At 45.8% G+C, this 20372-nt stretch carries 17 protein-coding genes; 10 read left to right on the forward strand and 7 right to left on the reverse strand.

Going from position 1 to position 20372, the window contains the following annotated elements; genetic code table 11:
• The first annotated feature begins 11 nt into the window (after positions 1-11).
• From KDN34_RS05790 to KDN34_RS05830, 9 genes are all read left to right on the forward strand, one after another.
• Positions 12-989: a type II secretion system F family protein gene (locus KDN34_RS05790; RefSeq protein ID WP_212595958.1), complete on the forward strand. Its 978-nt coding sequence runs from the start codon at positions 12-14 to the stop codon at positions 987-989.
• Between the two features lies 1 nt (position 990).
• A complete protein-coding gene (locus tag KDN34_RS05795; RefSeq protein WP_212595959.1) occupies positions 991-1959 on the forward strand; it encodes a type II secretion system F family protein in 969 nt (322 codons plus the stop codon).
• Positions 1960-2004: 45 nt separating this feature from the next.
• Positions 2005-3060, forward strand: coding sequence for a tetratricopeptide repeat protein (locus tag KDN34_RS05800; RefSeq protein ID WP_228730435.1), 1056 nt, complete (start codon positions 2005-2007; stop codon positions 3058-3060).
• Positions 3061-3282: 222 nt separating this feature from the next.
• On the forward strand, positions 3283-4092 hold the full coding sequence (locus KDN34_RS05805; RefSeq protein WP_212595960.1) for a MipA/OmpV family protein: 810 nt from the start codon (positions 3283-3285) through the stop codon (positions 4090-4092).
• Between the two features lie 201 nt (positions 4093-4293).
• Positions 4294-5046, forward strand: a complete 753-nt coding sequence (locus KDN34_RS05810) for a phosphatase (RefSeq protein WP_212595961.1) — start codon at positions 4294-4296, stop codon at positions 5044-5046.
• Positions 5047-5078: 32 nt separating this feature from the next.
• Entirely contained in the window at positions 5079-5888 is an 810-nt protein-coding gene (cysQ, locus tag KDN34_RS05815; RefSeq protein ID WP_212595962.1) for a 3'(2'),5'-bisphosphate nucleotidase CysQ, read from the forward strand.
• On the forward strand, positions 5885-6784 hold the full coding sequence (mak, locus tag KDN34_RS05820; RefSeq protein ID WP_212595963.1) for a fructokinase: 900 nt from the start codon (positions 5885-5887) through the stop codon (positions 6782-6784). Before cysQ ends, mak begins: the two co-directional genes overlap by 4 nt.
• A gap of 85 nt (positions 6785-6869) precedes the next feature.
• Positions 6870-7658, forward strand: a complete 789-nt coding sequence (locus KDN34_RS05825; RefSeq protein WP_212595964.1) for a YdcF family protein — start codon at positions 6870-6872, stop codon at positions 7656-7658.
• A gap of 28 nt (positions 7659-7686) precedes the next feature.
• Positions 7687-8373 (forward strand): DUF2982 domain-containing protein, encoded by a 687-nt coding sequence (locus KDN34_RS05830; protein WP_212595965.1) that lies wholly within the window; start codon positions 7687-7689, stop codon positions 8371-8373.
• A gap of 348 nt (positions 8374-8721) precedes the next feature.
• On the opposite strand, the gene KDN34_RS05835 is transcribed toward KDN34_RS05830, so the two are convergent.
• The 7 genes from KDN34_RS05835 to galU all read right to left on the reverse strand — a co-directional run bounded on the left by KDN34_RS05835 (position 8722) and on the right by galU (position 18485).
• A complete protein-coding gene (locus KDN34_RS05835; protein WP_212595966.1) occupies positions 8722-11028 on the reverse strand; it encodes an OmcA/MtrC family decaheme c-type cytochrome in 2307 nt (768 codons plus the stop codon).
• A gap of 758 nt (positions 11029-11786) precedes the next feature.
• Positions 11787-14087 carry an OmcA/MtrC family decaheme c-type cytochrome gene (locus KDN34_RS05840; RefSeq protein ID WP_212595967.1) on the reverse strand — a complete coding sequence of 767 codons (2301 nt, stop codon included), beginning with the start codon at positions 14085-14087 and terminating at the stop codon, positions 11787-11789.
• A gap of 259 nt (positions 14088-14346) precedes the next feature.
• Positions 14347-15342: a LysR family transcriptional regulator gene (locus tag KDN34_RS05845; protein WP_212595968.1), complete on the reverse strand. Its 996-nt coding sequence runs from the start codon at positions 15340-15342 to the stop codon at positions 14347-14349.
• A gap of 200 nt (positions 15343-15542) precedes the next feature.
• Positions 15543-15959: a bactofilin family protein gene (locus tag KDN34_RS05850; RefSeq protein ID WP_212595969.1), complete on the reverse strand. Its 417-nt coding sequence runs from the start codon at positions 15957-15959 to the stop codon at positions 15543-15545.
• 119 nt (positions 15960-16078) lie between these two features.
• The gene (gene napF, locus KDN34_RS05855; RefSeq protein WP_212595970.1) at positions 16079-16564 is read right to left on the reverse strand and encodes a ferredoxin-type protein NapF; all 486 of its coding nucleotides are present in this window, start codon (positions 16562-16564) and stop codon (positions 16079-16081) included.
• Positions 16564-17577: a UDP-glucose 4-epimerase GalE gene (gene galE / locus KDN34_RS05860; RefSeq protein ID WP_212595971.1), complete on the reverse strand. Its 1014-nt coding sequence runs from the start codon at positions 17575-17577 to the stop codon at positions 16564-16566. The genes napF and galE overlap by 1 nt, the downstream gene beginning before the upstream one ends.
• On the reverse strand, positions 17577-18485 hold the full coding sequence (gene galU, locus KDN34_RS05865; protein WP_212595972.1) for a UTP--glucose-1-phosphate uridylyltransferase GalU: 909 nt from the start codon (positions 18483-18485) through the stop codon (positions 17577-17579). Before galU ends, galE begins: the two co-directional genes overlap by 1 nt.
• Before the next feature lie 345 nt (positions 18486-18830).
• Between galU and tyrR the strand changes: the two genes are divergently transcribed.
• Positions 18831-20366 carry a transcriptional regulator TyrR gene (tyrR, locus tag KDN34_RS05870; protein ID WP_212595973.1) on the forward strand — a complete coding sequence of 512 codons (1536 nt, stop codon included), beginning with the start codon at positions 18831-18833 and terminating at the stop codon, positions 20364-20366.
• Positions 20367-20372: the final 6 nt, after the last annotated feature.

Genomic DNA, 20372 nt, shown 5'->3' on the forward strand with positions numbered 1-20372 from the left:
AGATTTTGCCTATGTTTTCTAATGAAGTTATTTTCCTGGGGTTGATATTTATTGCGGTGATATTTCTCTCACAGGCGCTATTTTTACCGGTATACAGCCCTCAGCGGGCAAATACGTCGTTAGTGCGTAAACGTCTTAAAAAGTTATCAGAGGAGGCAGGTGACAAGAATTTTGAAACGTCGCTATTACGTAGAAACCGTCTGAGCAAAGTAGGGGTTATAGGCCGAGCATTAGAGCGCATTGAGTTTATTGAGAATTTGAGCGACCGGTTGGAACTGGCTGATTACAAATTATTGGGTCATCAGTTTCTATTGATGGCAGTCGGCAGTGCTTTAGTGCTTGGGATCGGCAGTTGGTTTTACCTACGTGAACCATTGGCCGGTGGCTTCGTTGGTATAGTCACTATCATGCTGTTTTACTTCAAGCTTAATCGTGATATCACAAAGCGAATGGATGCGATAGAAAGCAGTTTCCCCGATGCATTGGATGTAATACGCCGGGCATTGCAGGCCGGATATTCATTTTCGGATGCAATCAAATTAGTCACAGAAGAAATGCAGGGACCTCTGGCAAAAGAATTTAGCCTGATGTTCGCCAATATCAATTACAGCAAAGATACTAAACGTGCACTATTGGGGTTTATCGAGCGAGTTCCAAGTGTTTCTGCGATGGCATTTGCTAGCGCTGTCATGGTGCAAAAAGAAACGGGCGGTAATCTTGCTGAGAACATTGAGAATCTTTCAACGGTAATACGTCAACGTTTTACCTTTAGACGTCGTGTTAAAACATTGTCGGCAGAGGGTCGTTTATCTGCCTGGATTTTGATTTTGCTCCCCTTCGTTTTATTTGCGGTTATCTATATCCAAACGCCGGGTTATGTTGCTGAATTAACCGGTACTGAAGATGGGAGACGATTACTGATTTGGGGCGCCATCGGCATGGTCGTCGGTGGATTGTGGATACGTAAACTGATTAGGATAGACATGTAATATGGAATACTTAATCGGACTATTCAGTACTATTTTTGATGACCCCCTGCATGTAAAGTGGGCCATCTACTCTGTGGCAGCGATTGCCGGGGTGACATTAGCCATTTCAGTATCCTTGTTGATCTCCGGAGTCTATTCGCCTGTCAGGCGAAAAATGCAGGGGCTGAGTCAACATGAAGCTGTCAGTCCCAAGGCCTCTAACAATATGACAAGTACCTTGGAACATGGGATAAGTAAGTTAGGTAAACAGCCATTTCTAAACCTTTCGAATGATGAAACCCGGCGTTTATTGATCCATGCGGGGTTACATTCTGAAAGTGCGTTAGCGGTGTTTAGTGCTATTCGCCTGTTATTACTGTTACTGGGGGCCGGCATTTCGATTCTTGTCCTCAACATATTTTCGGATTTATCGGCACTTGCCAGTATTTATATTGTGTGTTTGATTGTTGGCATTGTTTTTTTATCACCGTCGTTAGTTTTGCAATCCATGGCCACTCGACGAATGCGGCTATTGCGAACAGGTTTTCCTGATGCGTTGGACTTGTTGGTTGTCTGCTGTGAGGCCGGCTTAGGGTTACTCGCAGCATTAAGCCGCGTTGCCAAGGAGTTGGCGTTTAGTCACCCCGCACTGGCCAGTGAATTAGAACTGGTTTGCTCTAAAGCTCGTGCGGGGTTGACGATCAAGGTGGCGTTACAAGAATTTACTGAACGTACTGGTCTGGAAGATATTAAGGGGCTTAATTCAGCCATTTCACAAAGCATCCGGTTAGGGACTGGAATTGCTGAAACCTTGAGGGTATTTTCCGATGAATACCGGAATAAACGGCTTCAGGAAGCTGAGGAAAAAGCGGCCAAGCTGGCAGTTAAGATGATTTTCCCAATGATGTTCTGTATTTGGCCATCATTCTTCATTGTGGCTGTAGGGCCCGCAGTACTCAAAGTTATGAAAGTGTGGGGACAAGCATTTTAAGCACTGTTAAATGGCTGATGCCTTTCATTTGCATGGAGCGAAACTATGGGGTCATTGTTGAAACTAAACGCTCGCAATTTTAGCACACCACTTCTTTTGGGAATGTTGATAATAGCTGGCGGGTATCTTACGGGCTGTGCCAGCCATTCGGCACCCCAGGCAGTTAAACAGGAACCTCAAAGACAAGATCTTTTCGACGATCAAACGCGGCTGGTCGCGCGACCGAAAGCACCTCCTCAAAGTGAACAGGAAGCATTAGATAAAGCCCTGAAGGAGGAACAAACAGGGCGTTTGGATAAAGCGCTCTATTTATATATTCAGGCGCTGGATTTCAATCCGACCAATGCAAAAACTTTCTACAAGATTGCTAAAATTCATACATTGCGAGGTAATGAAGATATTGCCCTTCGCGCTTTTAATGAGGCATTACAGTTAGATCCAGATTTTATATTGGCTCATGCAGAGCTAGGAATTATTGAAATGGATCAACATGAATATGCCCAAGCGCGTATTCATTTGGAAAAAGCTATCGAATTAGATCAGCGCCGATTAAAAGAAAACAAAGGCAGCACGATATCCCAACCGGCCAACTTTCCACTGGATCAACAATCGCCACTGCGGGTTTACAATGCATTAGGTGTATTGAATGACTTACAAGATCGCCACCAGTTGGCCAGAGACTATTTCCATCTGGCGCTCGATTATCAGCCACATTCAGCAGCTCTTGCGACTAACTTAGGGTATTCCTACTACCTTAGTGGCGATTTGCAACAGGCTGAGAGCTACTTAAAACGAGCAATTCAAGATGATGCTAGTTTCGCCCGCGCGTGGTCTAATCTTGGGCTGATATATATCAGAAAACACCAAGATGATTTGGCGTTGTCGATGTTTGAACAAACCATGAGTAAAGCTGACGCATTAAATGATCTTGGCTATTTTCTCATGCTGGAGGGACAATATGACAAGGCAATTAGCATATTCAAGCAAGCAATAGATGCATCTCCTAGCTATTTTGAAAAAGCGCAAAAAAATTTAAAACGTGCACAAGCTGAGTTGTTACATAGCGAAGCTCAACATTTACAGAACTATGGCAGTAATTAATCCGAAAACTTGCATAGCCTGAGGTTAAATGCAGTCATTTTTCGCGTGGGGAAACTCCTCTGTTACCTATCTTTGCCCTAAATACTGTTTGCTCTCGGAATTATTCGATAAAACTAGCTTGGTCGACGATTGTACTAGGGTTGGCGTGTTATTTTTTTTAAAGAATACAATATAGTAAAAAATTGCGTGGATATTCTATCGACAGGGGAAAATGCAGTAATTATGCGAAAAATTGCAATCGTGTTAATGGGGCTTATCAGCTTTAGCGCATCTGTGCGTGCTGAAACAGTATTTGAATATGGCGCTGGAGTCGTTGCTGTTAGTTTGCCCGCTTATCCGGGGTCTAAAGATCAGGATTCGTATGTCTTACCTTTGCCATATTTTTATTATAAAGATGACCACATCAAGGTTGACCGAGAAGGGTTGGTAGGCAACTTATTTCAATCCAACCGTTGGAAATTGGAAGCCTCATTCTCAGGTGCTATTCCGGTTAACAGCGATAAGTCTTCAGTACGCACAGGCATGCCTGATCTGGGATGGACGCTAGAAGCAGGACCACGGTTGTTGTTTTATATTACTGAGCCTGAAAAACGCAAAGGATATCTCCGGGCCCAACTCTTTGGTAGAAAGGCCTTTGCTACGGATTTTAGTTATCTGGACCAGATAGGTTATCGTGCAGGCTTCGGGTTGGAGTCAGAGCAAGTTATCTCAACCTGGAATGACAAAACGCTCTTTTGGAGCAATCGCCTCACGTTTAACTGGGCGAACGCTGAGTATCTGGATTATTTTTATGGCGTTTCTGATCAGTACGCGACTAGTGGCAGACCTGCATACCGTAGCCATGCGGGCTATGCCGTGACCGAATTTTCGTCAGGTATAGTGGTTAAATTTGACCACATGATGCTAGCGGCATTTGCGCGATATGATAACTTCTCTGGCTCAAGTGCAACTGACAGTCCGCTGTTACAAACAAACTCAAATTTCACCGTGGGTCTTGGCCTTATCTGGATTATAGGTAGTAACAAAAGTTAGCAATTTTTCAGCAGGACATTAATAAAGGCAAAATCCTCACTTGTTAACGGGGGCTGGGTTCATCGGCGTTTTCCTAATGCCGCCGCATTACCTGCGGTATAGGAAAGCGCGCTGATGTCTCATAGCTTGAATCTGTCTTTTAAGTGACCTTTTCGGTAAAATTAATGCCTGAGTCACCCATTTACTGCAGCAGGGATTGTTATGTTCCCGGTCGATACCCACACTCATACCGTCGCTTCCACCCACGCCTACAGTACCGTACATGATTATCTGGCGGTTGCTAAACAGCGTGGCATCCAATTGTTTGCGCTGACAGATCATGGCCCGGCGATGGCCGATGCTCCTTATTTCTGGCATTTCGTAAATCTTCGAGTGTTACCCCGGGTCGTCGACGGTGTTGCAATTTTGCGTGGCATTGAAGCCAATATCAGCAATGAACGGGGGGATATTGACTACTTCGGTGATTATCTGGCCGAACTGGATATGGTGCAGGCAGGTTTTCATGAACCGGTGTTTCCGCCCACTGATGTGGCTAACCATACTGAAGCGCTGCTGGCATGCATTCAAAGCGGCAAGGTGGACATCATTACGCATCCGGGAAATCCACGTTATCCCATCGAACAGGACATTATTGTTAAAACGGCCGCTAAATATAATGTGGCGTTGGAAATCAATAATTCCTCGTTTGTTTCCTCACGAAAGGGGAGTGAGCCGACCTGTTTATCTATTGCTAAACTGGCAGTTAAATATGATGCGCAGTTGGTGATGGGATCAGATTCCCATATTGCATTTACGCTGGGTCAGTTTGACCAAGCGTTAAGCATTATTGATGAAGCGGGTTATACCCATGAGCGTTTATTAAATTACGCTCCTAAGACGTTACTATCGTTTTTGAAGGGTAGGGGGCATCGTACCGTAGATGATCTGCTGGATTACTTTAATTCCAATAGCTGACGCAGTAGAACTGCGCAACTTTTGAGGTCGTTATGCTGAATCATAGCCAGATGCAGCAATTACAGGCGATTGCTATCGCAGCAGGCAACGCGATAATGTCAGTCTATCGCACACAAGACTTTAATGTGGAACTGAAGGCTGACCAAACGCCTGTCACCCAAGCTGATCTTCTTAGCCATCAAGTCATTAACCGTAACCTCCAACGGTATTTCCCGCAATGGCCTGTGTTGTCTGAGGAATCTGTTGTTGCATGGGAACAACGTAAGGAATGGCAACAATTTTGGTTAGTTGACCCACTGGATGGCACTAAGGAATTTATCAAACGAAATGGTGAATTCACGGTCAATATTGCGCTTATTGATAAGGGGGAAGCCGTTGCTGGTGTGGTCTATGTGCCTGTGACTGGTGAATGTTATTGCGGCTGCAAAGGTCTTGGCAGTTGGAAAATCATCAAAGATCAAGTATCGTCGCTCACCGCCAGCGCGCCTTCGCGCCGTAATACGCCGGTAATAGTAAGTAGCCGCTCACATGTAACGCCCGGACTGCAAGACTTTTTAGCAACTCTCCAGAATTTTGAATTGCTTGAAGTGGGGAGTTCGCTCAAGTTATGTCTGCTGGCAGAGGGGCGGGCCGACCTATATCCTCGATTGGGTGATACCAGTTGGTGGGATATCGCCGCAGGGCAAGCGGTGTTGGAACATGCAGGTGGTAAACTACTGCGTTACGACGGTGGTGAGCCTTTACGATATAACCAAACCGCACAATTGACCAATCCCTGGTTTATTGCCTGCAGTGCAGATTGGTTGTTGGATTCAGAAGTAATGTCCGGGGAGACAGAATGATCAGATTTGGGATTGATTTAGGTGGCACTAAGATTGAGCTGGTGGCTTTGGATGAAGCCGGAAAAGAGCTCTATCGGCAACGCGTGGTCACGCCTAAAAATTACCCCGGAACACTTGATGCTATTTGCAGTTTGGTGACTGATGCGGAACGTCAGTTAGGCCATGAGGGCACTGTAGGTGTGGGGATCCCCGGCGTCGTGTCTCCGTTTACCGGAGAAGTCAAAAACGGTAATTCAGTATGGCTGCATGGTCATCCGCTGGATAAAGATTTGGGGCTGCGGCTTGATCGTCAGGTCCGTGTCGCAAACGACGCAAATTGTTTTGCAGTTTCGGAAGCGGTTGATGGTGCCGGTGCCGGTAAGCGCATGGTATTCGGCGTGATTCTTGGAACGGGTGTTGGTGGCGGTATCGCCGTGGATGGCAAAGTCCATGCCGGTGGTAATGGCATTGCCGGCGAATGGGGCCATATTCCTTTACCCTGGATGCGCCCAGAGGAATTTCGTTCCGCTAAGTGCTTCTGTGGCAACTATGACTGTACTGAATGTTATATCTCCGGTACGGGCTTTCTGAGAGATTACAATCAAGCCACGCATGGCAACGTGGTTTCTGGTAACGACGTGATGCAGTTGGTCGCACAGGGCGACGAGCAGGCCAATGCCGCTTTTGAACGCTTTCTTGACCGTCTGGCGCGCTCGTTGGCATCGATGATCAATATTCTCGATCCTGACGTCATTGTCTTAGGCGGTGGAATGTCCAATGTGGATGCCATTTATACGCGTTTACCCGCCTTGCTCAAACCTTATGTGTTAGGTGGCGAATGTGAAACTCCTGTGGTGAAAAACCTGCATGGTAGTTCTTCCGGCGTCCGCGGTGCGGCCTGGTTATGGCCGTTATAGTCATTTTATGAAGATTAGTTCACTGGCCGGGACAAAGCCTTGCCAGTACACTGATCCAAGATTAATACCCTAGACGTGAATACCCATGTTTCTGATTAAAAACCTGATATCTCAACTCTTCATGCCAATACCTCTGGCCGTGATTTTACTGTTATTGGCATTGTGGTTCTGGCGTCGCAAGCCAAAACTTGCCAAGGGGTTAGTGCTGGTGTCGATGACCTGGCTGTTATTACTCAGCAGTAGTTTTGGCAGTTACTGGTTACTCTGGCCCTTAGAACAACAATACGCTGTAAGGACCGATACACCTAAACATGCCAGTGTCGTGATGGTGCTTGGTTCTGGGCATGATGATGCAATTGTGGGAGAAGCTCGCCATAAGCTTTCCACCACAGCATTGGCAAGACTGACTGAAGGTGTTGCTCAGGTGAAGAAGGCTAACAGTCCTGATTGTCTACTGGTCGTGAGTGGCTGGACCGGCGGCATAAATTCAACCTCTCATGCACAGCAAATGCATGATGCTGCAGTGGATATGGGCGCAAATGCTGAAAGGATCCTCGAACTGTCTGATGCGCGCGACACCATAGAAGAAGCGCTGGCATTGAGAAAAGCTTTTGGTGCATCGGCGACCGATATGGGAGAGGATGCCGTGGGGGGCCGTCAACTGGTGTTGGTGACGTCTGCAGCGCATATGCCGCGTGCCATGAAGATTTTTAAGATGGCAGGAATGGACCCAGTCGCTGCACCTACTGACTTTCTGGCACGGCGTGATCACTGGTGGCGCTTTAGCACTGAGAATCTGAATAAGTCTGCAAAGGCGATCCACGAATATTTAGGTATGACCTGGTTAAGCATTCGTATTATGTTAGGTATGTGAACTCTGCTAGAGGCCCATTCCTAATAAAATGAATACTGATGTAATTGAGGTTCGCACGTTAAGCAAGCGTAATGCTGTGACGCTAACCTTGCTGGGAAGTATCAGCCTATTCACTGGGTTATGTTTATTTATTGTCTGGCGCGAGCTGTTTGTCCCCGCATTGATTTTTTTCTCCTGTGGGGCGGTTGCGCTGGTGCTGGGAATTGCCAAGCGCATAGAGCCAGAAATTGTGTTGCGGCTGGCACCCGAGGGACTCACCTTTTATCACCGCCGAGGCCAGCTGACAGTCGCTTGGGATAATGTTCAGCGTTTTGATTTATTGCGGATCCAGCATGGCATCGATTGGCTGACATTGCCTTATCTGGGGATCAAGTTGAAAGCCGTGAATCCGCTACTGGATGTTATTTCTCCTCGGCTAGCCACTGGCTTATTGGCAGAACAGCGCTCATTGGTGATGACCGCAGTAGCGAATGATGAAGATTTGCAAAGCCTGGAACACTATCTGTCAGCTGAGTTTGAGCCGTTGGTGGTGAATGGTGATCGATACCGCGGCTTATTGGCGATGTTTGGTCGCCGCTGCTTGATGTTGGACAAATATCTTGGTTTTCACCTGTATATCCCTACCGAATTCCTGCCAATGGCACCACAACAACTGCTGAAGGAATTAAAGGAATATAAAGCCCAGCAGATACGCAATGGTGACAGTATCAATTAAGTCAAAATAGCTATAGATGCGAATAGGATGTTACTTAGCTATTTTTCCCTCTTCCGAAACCATTAAATTAATAGAGCGCAACAGTAAACTAACCCTGCGGGTTATCAATAGTGAAGATATATCAGTAATGCTGATGGCTATTTGTCTGTATGTAGGCATAGTAATTTAAGAGTATCCCATTAAAATTAACCATAATTAATTGATATTCAACTAATATTTGTGTTTGTTCTGGATAAATGTGTCACCGCTATTTAGAACAGCCATTACAGAATGAAAAAAGAGACCCATCTGGATCTCTTTTTTATTGGGTTGAATATCTAGGGCCTTGCAGGAAGCCCTAGAGATTTCTTACTTGATTATGTGGAACTGGTCGATACCGAAAGACTTACCTTGAGCATGACAGGTTGCGCAAGACTCAACTGGCAGGATAGCTGTACCGGCTGGAAGCGTGTCAGTAATCGCACCGTTAGACTCGAAGTGAGCCAGAGCGGATGCACTGGTATGGCAACTGCGGCATGATTCGGCCACTGGACTGATATAACCGCCGCTTACGGCGATGGAGCGCTTACCTGAAGTCAGACCACCATCATCAGCAAAGAAGCTTGTACCTTCTTTGTGACAGGCAGAACAATCTCCTTGTACACCTGGGAAACCTACAACATCACCATCGGCATCCTTGTAGATACCTTCGATAACGTCAAAGTTACCCGCGTGGAAGCGGTGAACTACGGTAACCAAATCACGGTTGTAGAAGGTAACGCCAGAGTTTTGGCTGTTACCATCAGCATCTTTGTAAACAGCATTAACGTGGTAAGAACCGGGATAATCATTGTTATGGCAGTCCATACATTGATCAAATGTGTATACGCCGTGGGTAGGTCCTTTAGTCACATCCAATGAGTTATGGCACGCTTCACATTTGCTCACAGCAACGGTGATGCGATTATCATCAGTGAAGCGAGCGGCAGTGCCTTCATCGGCAGCGTCTACTGTATCCAAGTCAAAGAACTTGGTTTTAGTAGTTACACCAATAGCTGTTGAGAAAACAGGACTATTGTGGACAACTTCAATAGGATTACCGTAAGCAAGATCTGCTGTTTCATCACAAGTAGCGGCTTTTTTGTCACTACCAACACAGAATGTCGCTTCTGTACCAACATAGATAGTACCTGTGTACATTGAAGCATTTTCGGTGGCACCAAGTGCACGAGTCAGCGTCAACTTGCCTACACCGGCATCGAAGTTACCGCTGGTCAATGCTGGGCGACTGCCCCAACGATGCACTTCACCATTTGAATCAACATTACCCATGAGTGTAGATTTTACACCCAGTACAGAGAGATCTGATGATAATGCACCATTAACAGTTACATCAGCAGTTACAGTCAATGTGCCAGCAGAGACACTTGCACCAGTAAAGGTAACTTGAACCAAACTAGCTAGGGCTTTACGTTCGCCAACTTTGTGTGCATTGATTGGCGCCAAGGCACCAGTTGAGTGACAAGCGGCACACTGGCTGTCATCAGTCTGGGCCAACATGTACTCTGAGTGGCCTTCTCCAGTAGTCCAGTCGATGTTTGAGTGACAACCACTACAAGCTACACGAGTTGGAACTTCCCAAGAGGTCTGCCCTTCCTCAGTGCTATGGCAAACAGTACACTGGTCCAAAGGTGCTGGGTAGGCAATTTCATTCCACCCTTCAGCTTGTATAAAGCCCCATGACTTGAACTGCTCAGTGGCAATGTGAGAACCAGCATGAATACGGTGGATCATCGCAGGTAAGTCAAAAACATAGCCTTCTTCTGCATCTGCTGCAGAAGGTTGCAAACTTGGGTTGTGGCACATTACGCAGTTTTGCACGTTTTGATATCTGTGCCCGATGCTTGCAGCAATACCACCAGTAGTAACGCTTTCACCATGACAGTTCATACATGCTTGGTTAGCAACAGTATCTTTGCCGCTTTCGACACCCACTTCACCAGTTGCTGGTATATAAGTCATTGTGGATAAAACGTTATCAGGCAGGGCATTGCCATCGGTGTCAGTAATATAACTAAGGCGTAGACCAATACGATGTGGGGCATTCAAATCGTCAGCCGCATACATGATTGGAGCCGCTCCATCATGAGCCCATGTGCCGGTATATGTGCCTGGGTTGGTTGCATCCTCTGTAAGTGTACAGGTATTTGTGCTACCACGGGTCCCGGTTAGAGTACAGTACATGTAAGTGCTGCTATTACCTGCAGCCTTACTATTGTTCTGCCAATATAGGGCTGGACCATCGTCAGTGGAGTTAGTTACGGCCGTTGCTGATATGACTCGCAGTTCGCTAATGCCGGTCAGAGGCTTAACAGCACCAGCTTGGTTTTTGGCGGTTGCAGTAAATTTCAATGCAAATGTACCACTGCCAGCTAATGTACTGCTTGCTGGATCGATAGTGATGGTAACATCGCTAGCCTTGTAGACTGTTGATACTACTGCACCGGCATCTTGTCCGTTAGTACCATCCACGCCGTTAGTACCATCGGTACCATTGGTGCCATTGGTACCGTCTACACCGTCTTTCCCGTCGCTGCCATCAAATGTACAGGCAGAAAGCCCGAAAAGGCCCACCAGGAATAACGCGAGTAATGACTTGTTATGTTTTTTCATCATTGCGTCCCTTTCGTAAATTATATTACTGCTTTTGCAGTATGATAAATATACGTACAAATTGAGTGGATTATGTTAGTACATGCGCAATATGTGAAATATGAGCTAAAAAACTAGATATAAAATTAACAAATGCGAAATATATAATTTCACAATTAGGATGTTGCATTAACATTCAGTTAATTAATAGTTAAAAGGTAATTTAATCAGATAGATGTAGACAATGGCAGCATTAAGCCGCGCGCCTAAACCGAGACATTTTATGGCTGGTCAAAGTAGTTTTAACGAGTGATACTATCGTCTGATAGTTACCCAAATTAAGTCACCAAAAAACATATCCAAAGCAATTCTATTGTTCAAGAAATCGAACTCACAACTGAAGACATTACTGTATGTCATTACGTTAAAGTACACATAGTGATGCCCATTGTAGTATTGCATCGCAATCACCTAACAATTTACCTATTGATTGAGAAAATATCAGAGTGGCTTTGTTGTAATTATTTGCATCATTGTTAGTTATAAATCTACATCAAAGGGGTATAAGTTCACAGGACTTCCTTTGGAGAACGTTGATGCTGGTATGTTGATGATATAAACATATCTAATCAGGATGGAGGCGATGGCGTTAGCCATTAGCCATATAACATTTGCTCCCTTGATAAACCCTAACTGGTATGAGTAAAAACAAAAGAGACCCTTGCAGGTCTCCTTTGGGGGGGGGAATAACTGGGGCCTTGCAGGAAGCCCCAGAAGATTCCTTACTTGATTACGTGGAACTGGTCGATACCGAAGGTCTTACCTTGAGCATGACAGGTTGCGCAAGACTCAATTGGCAGATTTGATGATGAATCAGGTGCGTCAGAGGTAGTAGCACCATTAGTCTGGAAGTGTGCCAGAGCTGATGCGCTGGTATGACAGCTACGGCATGATTCAGCTACAGGACTTACGTAACCACCAGTAACAGCGATAGAACGTTTACCTGAAGTCAGACCACCGTCAGCCGCAAAGAAGCTTACGCCGTCTTTGTGGCAGGCTGAACAATCACCTTGAACGCCAGGGAATCCAGTCACAGAACCGTCTTTGTGCAGCACAATACCTTCAGACTCGCCGAAGTTACCGCTATGCAGACGGTGAGCAACAGTTACCAAATCACGGTTCGCAAATGTTACGCCAGTTGGAACCAAGGTGGTGCCATCTTCATCCAAGTATGATACTGCAGCATGGCCTGAACCTGCGTGGGTGTCGTTGTGACACTGCATACACTGATCAAAGGTGTAAACGCCGTGGTTTGCTCCTTTTGCGTAGTCCAAAGAACTGTGACATGCGTCACACTTAGATTCTGCTACAGTGATGCGAGCAGGATCTGCCATGCGAGCAGTTACTGCAGCAACACCATCAACAATACTGAAGAACTTAACAGTAGAAGTTACGCCAATAGGGTTAGAGGCGCCAAACTGTGCATCAGTATTACCACATGTCACTGCAGCACCATTATCAGCACAGAAGTTATCTTCAGTACCAACATAGAGTGTACTAGTAGTGAAAACTGTAGCTGGTACATCTGATGAATAAGTACCCACACCGTTAGCATCAAATTTGAATTTTGCTAATGTGATTGTAGGCGCGCCAGAGACATCTCTCCATGCAGTGACTCTGCCGGAGTCGTCAACGTTACCAATGATGACGCTGTCTTTCTTGATCACACCATTAGTGTTAGAGCTGCTATATACAAGAGTTGAAGCATCAGTCACAGGAGCGCCGTTAATGGTCATTTTAACGGTCAAAGTCAGAGTCTTCATAGTAGAATCAGTAGCAGATACAGCAGCAGTAGCTCCTGTAAAGTCTACGGTTACCAGACTTGCGTATTCAGCACGTTTACCCACTTTGTGAGCATTGATTGGTGCCAAAGCGCCAGTTGAGTGGCAAGATGCACACTGACTATCATCAGCTTGGGCCAGAGTATACTCTGAGTGGCCTTCACCGGTAGTCCAGTTGATGCCAGAGTGACAACCGCTACAAGCTGCACGATTTGGAGTTTCCCATGTGGTTTTGCCTTCATCGGTGCTGTGGCACTGTGTACACTCAGCCAATGGAGCTGGGTATACAATTTCTGCCCAGTTTGGCCCTTGAGGCAATCCGTAATCAGCCAAATCTTTCCCACCATGAATACGGTGGATCATAGCTGGCAAGTCATAAATATAGCCTTTTGCTTCGTTAGCTGCATCGACTAAGCCAGGGTTATGACATACTACGCAGTTCTGTACGTTTTGGTACTTGTGCCCAACACTTGCAGCGATGCCACCAGTAGTTACGCTTTCACCATGACAGTTCATACAAGCCTGATTGGCTACAGTATCTTTACCACTTTCTACGCCAACTTCCCCAGTCGCTGGGACATAAGTAGTGGTTGATAACACGTTGTCAGGCAGTGCATTACCATCAGCATCAGTGATATTGCTCAAACGCATAAAAATGCGATGTGGAGCATTCAGATCGTCGGCAGCATACATGATAGGAGCGGTACCATCATGAGCCCAAGTACCGGTATATGTGCCTGGATTGGTTGCATCTTCTACCAGTGTACAAGCATCAGTAGTGCTATGAGCACCAGTCAGAGAACAGTACATGTAAGTGCTGCTGTTACCAGCAGCTTTACTGTTGTTCTGCCAGTATACCGCTGGACCATTATCAGTGGTGTTGGTCACCGCAGTTGCTGATGCAATGCGCAGTTCACTAATGCCTGTCAGCGGTTTAACTTCACCGGCTTGGTTTTTGGCAGTCGCAGTAAATTTCAATGCAAATGCGCCACTACCAGCTAGCGTGCTGCTTGCTGGATCGATAGTGATAGTAACATCGTTAGCCTTATAGACTGTTGATACTACTGAACCAGCATCTAGACCATTGGTACCGTTAGTACCATCGGTACCATTGGTGCCATTGGTACCATTAGTACCGTCTACACCGTCTTTCCCGTCGCTGCCATCAAATGTACAGGCAGAAAGCCCGAACAGGCCCACCAGGAATAACGCGAGTAATGACTTGTTATGATTTTTCATCATTGCGTCCCTTGTTCATATATGTGTACTGCTATTTTGCAGTGCGCATAAATATACCTATAACTAATGAGGTAATACGTTAGTACATGCACAATTTGTGAAACGTGGGTTAATAAAGCGAAAGAGAAATTTCTAAAACTGAAATAAGTAATTTTAATTTTAGAAATTTACAAATGAGGGTCTAAAAACGAAGAAAAACTAGGTGAATCAATGGCCAGCTATCCACTACAGCAAGGTACTGGCCATCTCGATCAAAGGTGTTTTAGGTGCCAAATTGTCGTTCGTCAGGAATAGCTCTGAAGCTCAGCAACTTGGAAATAACATCTAAAATTAGCTGACGTTGCTCTGTGCTGTACCGTCTATAGTCGTCCGCTTTTTCAATCAATTGATAGCAAGGTAATGCTAGAGTCCTCTGCAATTTATTCACTTCACTTGCAGGTAACAATCGGCATTTAAGTTCGCTGATCCTTTCGGCTTGACACAATTCTGTCGCGGGTGCAAATGCAATACTGTTCATTGTCAGCAGATGCGCATACCATTCTTCGAAATCTTCAACACAATCCATTTCTGGTGTGGGAATATTTTCTTGCTGGCAATAAAGTTCAAACGGATCAATGCGTTCGTTAAAATTGCGGATGCACATGTACACGAAGGGGTAACGCGCTATCTGTTCCAATGTGATATTCGGGTAATGCTGCCATATTGGATGGTCTTTTCTGCAGACCAATCCAATTTCCTGGCACTCACCGATGTTGGTCAGTTGCAATTCCTGATTTTCAGGTAAGTCCATACTGATCCCAAGATCGAGTTCCCCGCTGTGGATCAGATCAGCAGAGTCACTCTGCCATTTATACAAGCGCACTTTGCCGAGTTTGTCGGCCATGTCTTTCTGACCAAATATTTTGGATAGGGCACTCATCAAACCGTAACCCACTGCGATTTGCAGACAACCTTCAGAACGGCAATCTCGACTGCCGTTAGCCTGCAACTCCAGTTGGTAAACTGATTGGATGAAATCACATACGGGACGATACAGATTTTCTGCCAGCGGTGTTGCTTTCAGTTTCTGTTGGCGTCGATAAAACAGCTCGTCATCAAAGGCGAGGCGGAGAGAACTAAGGCAACGACTAATCTTGGGAGCTGAGACTGACAATTCCCTTGCCGTTATGTTCGCATGTCCGGTTTCGTAAATGGTTTTGAACACCATGAGTGTGAAAATGTCTAAATCACACAATTGCTTTAAAAGTCGGCTTGCCATAGAGATATCTACTCGAAAGCTGAAATCTAGTTAAAGTTAATTAACTTACGAAATATCATGTAATTCTAAACATAAGTTTTGAAAATAACTGTGATAACCCGCCTTATATGCGTATTTCAGCTTTTCATGTAATAAAATTGTGATCTATGTCATAAGTCTCGCCACGTGGTTAGACAAAATTACATTCAAATTTTGTTCAATTACTCAGATTGCAACTCAAGCCCTTCAAACAAATTGTTTTTATTAAGTTTATTTTCGCTTTTAAGATCTTGCAGCAGGTTCATCTCTTCTTTAACTCGAACCCCAATAAATTGGCCACCTTCAAAAATTTCCATGGTTTTGCTTGCCACTTCCCCTTCCACAGTGCCAGAACTGGTAATGATGAGTCGTTCACACTGAAGTTTGCCTTTAAATATGCCGGATACTTTTAATTCTTGGCAGGCAAGTTGGCCATCAATCGAACCTTTAGGTTCAATGGTAACATTCTGCTCTGCGACCACTTTTCCAAAAATAGTGCCACCAATCAAGGCATTGCCAATAAATTCGGTTTCTCCAGTGATGGTACATCCGGCGGCAATATAAGTAATTTCTGCGTTTTTTTTGCTTTTACCAAACATTATGGGACCTTTTATCGCAGTCAAAGTTACCATGATGTTATCGAGAAATTATCCTTAGCAAAACCACAAAGATTTGACAGGCGACAGCAAATCAACTTTCGCTTTATTTGGTCATTGGATCAGGTGTTGGGGATACTGATATTAATTGCGGATACTGGGCAGGCACTCACGCAGGCTCCACACCCGGTGCATTGTGAGATATTCACAAGGGGGTGCGGCATTTCGCCCACTTTGTGAGAAAAAGCGATTGCAGACTCGCCACAGAAGTCTTTACAGCTTTGGCAAGCAACGCCTTGGTATGTTAAGCAAGTTGGCTTGATACTGGCCACGATTTGCCATGGTGGAAGAGTCGTGGACTCAAACACCGGTTCTGGGCAGACTTCGGCGCATTTCCCGCAGAATGTACATTCTGCCCGCTGAAAGTTAATGGCTGGGAATCCGCCATCACCGATGATCAGAACGCTTGTTTCACAGCTTTCTATGCACTTGTTACAGCGACTACAGTGATCGGTAAATTTTGTTTCTGGCAGGCTCCAAGGCGGCCTTATTATTGAGCCCGCTTTGGAACTGCCAGAAAATAAACGGCGACGGAAAGAGTCAACCATTAGGCATGGTATCCATTGGGATTTTTAGATTGCCAGTGCCAACTTGAATTCACCATATCTTGCAGCGTGTGTGTCGCTTTCCATCCCAGTTCCTGCAACGCATATGTAGGATCGGCATAGCAAGCGGCAATATCACCCGCTCTGCGTGGCGCTATCTGATAGGGAATTTTCTTACCACATGCCTTTTCAAAAGCACTCACCATATCCAGCACACTATAACCCTGACCGGTGCCCAGGTTATAGGTGACTAATCCTGGGGATGTTTGTAGCTTTTCCAGGGCTTTAACATGGCCGATGGCTAAATCCACAACATGAATATAGTCACGGACACCCGTTCCATCAGGAGTTGGATAATCATTGCCGAAAATGCTGAGCTTTTCTCTTTTGCCGATGGCGACTTGTGAAATGTAAGGCATCAGATTGTTAGGAATATCATTGGGATCTTCCCCTATAATGCCGCTTTCATGTGCACCTACTGGATTGAAATAACGCAACCGGGCGATATTCCATTGCGGGTTTGCGCGCTGAAAATCTGCCAGAATATTTTCCACCATGAGTTTGGACTGACCATAGGGGTTGGTCGCGCTGGTGGGAAAGTCTTCCGTGATCGGCAGACTGGCAGGATCGCCATAAACTGTTGCAGAAGAGCTGAATACCAGATTATGCACACCGGCTTCCTGCATGACTTCGCACAGAATTAAGGTGCCGCATACATTGTTTTGATAGTATTTCAACGGTTTTGCGACGGACTCTCCGACAGCTTTAAGACCGGCGAAGTGAATAACTGCATCAAATTTATGATCAGCGAATATTTTTTGCATCAAGGGTTTATTGAGAATATCACCCTGATAAAACTGTACGGTTCTTCCAGTTAATTGCTCCACACGTAACAGCGATTCAGCCGATGAATTGCAAAGATTATCGACAACCACCGCATCCATGCCAGCGTTGAGCATTTCTACCAAAGTGTGGCTGCCTATGTAGCCAGCGCCACCGGTAACCAAAACGTTCATCAATCCAATCCTTTCACAAATTGCTTCAAATAACGGGTAAATTCGACGCCTAAATCACGGTGGCGTACGGCATGTTCAACAATCGCCTGCATGTATCCTAATTTGTTACCGCAGTCATGGCTCTTACCCTTCATGTAGTAAGCGTTAACTTGCTGCTGTTGCATCAACATAGCGATGGCATCAGTTAACTGAATTTCTCCACCGGCCCCACTAGGTGTTTTGGCTAATAGTGGCCAGATTTCCGCTGGCAAGACGTAACGTCCTACCACGGCGAGGTTAGACGGTGCTTCATCAACGGCAGGTTTTTCAATCAGTTCTGCTAGCGGCGCTGAATCACCTGGGTGCAGTTTCTGACCGCTGACATCGGCAATACCATACTGATCGACTAATTCCTGTGGTACCCCTTCGACCATGATCTGCCCATTAGCTGTTTCACCGTAGAGATTAACCATAGCGGCTAGGTTATCTTGCTTAAGATCGCAACTGGCTTCATCGATGAGGACATCGGGCAGCAATACAGCAAAGGGATTATCACCGACCACAGGTTTAGCACATAAAATGGCATGTCCCAGTCCTTTGGCTTCTGCCTGACGGACACTGATGATGGTAACGTCTTTCGGGCAGATTGCCTGAACTTCATCCAGCAACTGACGTTTTACACGACGTTCCAGTTGGGCTTCCAACTCAAAGCTGGTGTCAAAGTGGTTCTCAATAGAATTTTTACTGGCATGTGTCACCAATACAATTTCTTTGATACCCGCGGCAATGGCTTCATTCACAACATATTGGATTAACGGGCGATCTACTACCGGCAACATCTCTTTAGGGATTGCTTTGGTTGCAGGTAACATACGGGTGCCAAGTCCGGCGACAGGGATAACGGCTTTACGAATAATGCTGGATTTCATTGGCTTCCATTTCCTTTATTTCTAGGCCATCTGAAAGCTTGTCATTGTAAACAAACAGCAAATAAATGCTATGTGAATCGTGAGGGCTTCATGACAGTTTTAACCTGCATGGCTAAGAGTTAACTGATTTATCCGATAAAAATTATAGGGGTTAACAACGGGATCGTTATTTAGTAGCGGTGGTTATTTTCTCTGCAGTCACGTGCAAATCCATCTTTGAGTGTAAAGATGTCTTGCCACTTTGATCAGAACCCTCTAACGTTATAAACGAGTCTGTGTGGGTATCTGATAGATGCCGCAGCACCAACTAAAAGCCTTAAAAGATCATAAGGGAATGCCGTCATTATGCGTCTGGAAATCAGCTGTCAGGATCGAGTCGGTCTGGCGAAAGATATATTGATTGTGCTGGAAACGTACGGCATCAATCTGATGTCTATCGATGCCAGCAATAAAGGTTTTTTCTATCTGCAATTTGCCGATATTTCATTTGATGTGCTCAGCGCACTGATGCCGCAGATCCGCAAAATCGAAGCTGTCTACGATGTCAGAACGGTTGCCTTTATGCCTTCAGAGCAGGAGCACTATGCGCTGAAAACACTGCTGAAGACGCTGCCGGATGGTGTCTTTTCTCTCGATGCCAAAGGCCGAATACGTATTGCTAATGACGCTGCCCAGTTTATGTTGGGAATGCAGGTTCATGAAATTTTGGATGAACCTTTAAATCACTGGGTGCAAGGATTCAATTTTGGACGTTGGCTGGGTGAGCCGCAGTTATTGCCACAGTCAGCCAGAGTTCGTATTGGCACCAGTGAATATCTGGCCGAGATGTTACCTGTGATGCTGCCGGATGACGAAGAGGGAGAAATTCGGGCCGGAGCAGTGGTGATGCTGAAAAGTCCGGCCAGGGTCGGTCAACAGTTCAATGCACTGCAAAGTCAGAATAAAGGATTTGCCAATGTGCTGGCTGTGAGTGAGCGTATGCAGCAAGTGCTCAAACAAGCAGAACGCATGGCACAACTTGATGCGCCGCTACTTATCACCGGGGAAACTGGAACCGGAAAAGAGATGATGGCCAGGGCTTGTCATGACGCCAGTATGCGTCGGGAAAAGCCCTTTGTTGCCATCAACTGTGCGGCGATCCCTGATAGTGCGGTTGAAGAAGAACTGTTCGGATATGCCAGTCAGGGTCAGCTGATAAAGCGTGGATTTTTTGAGGAAGCCCAGGGCGGCACCGTATTTCTGGATGAAGTAGCCGAGATGTCTTCTGCGGCGCAAGTAAAACTGTTGCGATTGTTGCAGGATGGCAGTTTTCGACGTGTCGGGGGCGAAGAGGATGTCCGACCGGATGTCAGAATTATTTGTTCGACCCAAGAGGATCTGCCTGCTCGCTGTCAGCAAGGACTGTTTCGAGATGATCTGTATCATCGGATCCATGTGCTGGCATTTCATCTACCAGCGTTACGGGAACGCAAAGTCGATATTTTGCCGTTGGCAGAGATGTTTTTGGCACATTACTGCGCTCAGTTATCTTGTCCGGTACGCCGGATATCCCCTAAATGTCGTAGCTTTATGCAGTCATACGCTTGGCCGGGAAATGTACGGCAGCTGAAAAATGCTATTTTCCGCGCGGTGTCTATGTGGGATGGAGCCGGTGAACTGTCAGTTGAACAGCTTAAACTGCCTAATCATGATGAAGCTCAAGGTTACGTCGATGCTCAGTTCGACGGGACGTTGGAGCAAGCGATGAAACAGTATGAGGCCAACTTGCTGCGTCGTCTTTATCCCGCTTATCCATCCACCCGGCAACTGGCCAAAAAGCTGGGGGTATCACATACTGCGATTGCTAATAAGTTGCGTGATTACGGCATCAATAAGGAATGAGCTGAA

The sequence above is a fragment of the Shewanella yunxiaonensis genome (genome assembly GCF_018223345.1).
GTDB classification, from domain to species: domain Bacteria; phylum Pseudomonadota; class Gammaproteobacteria; order Enterobacterales; family Shewanellaceae; genus Shewanella; species Shewanella yunxiaonensis.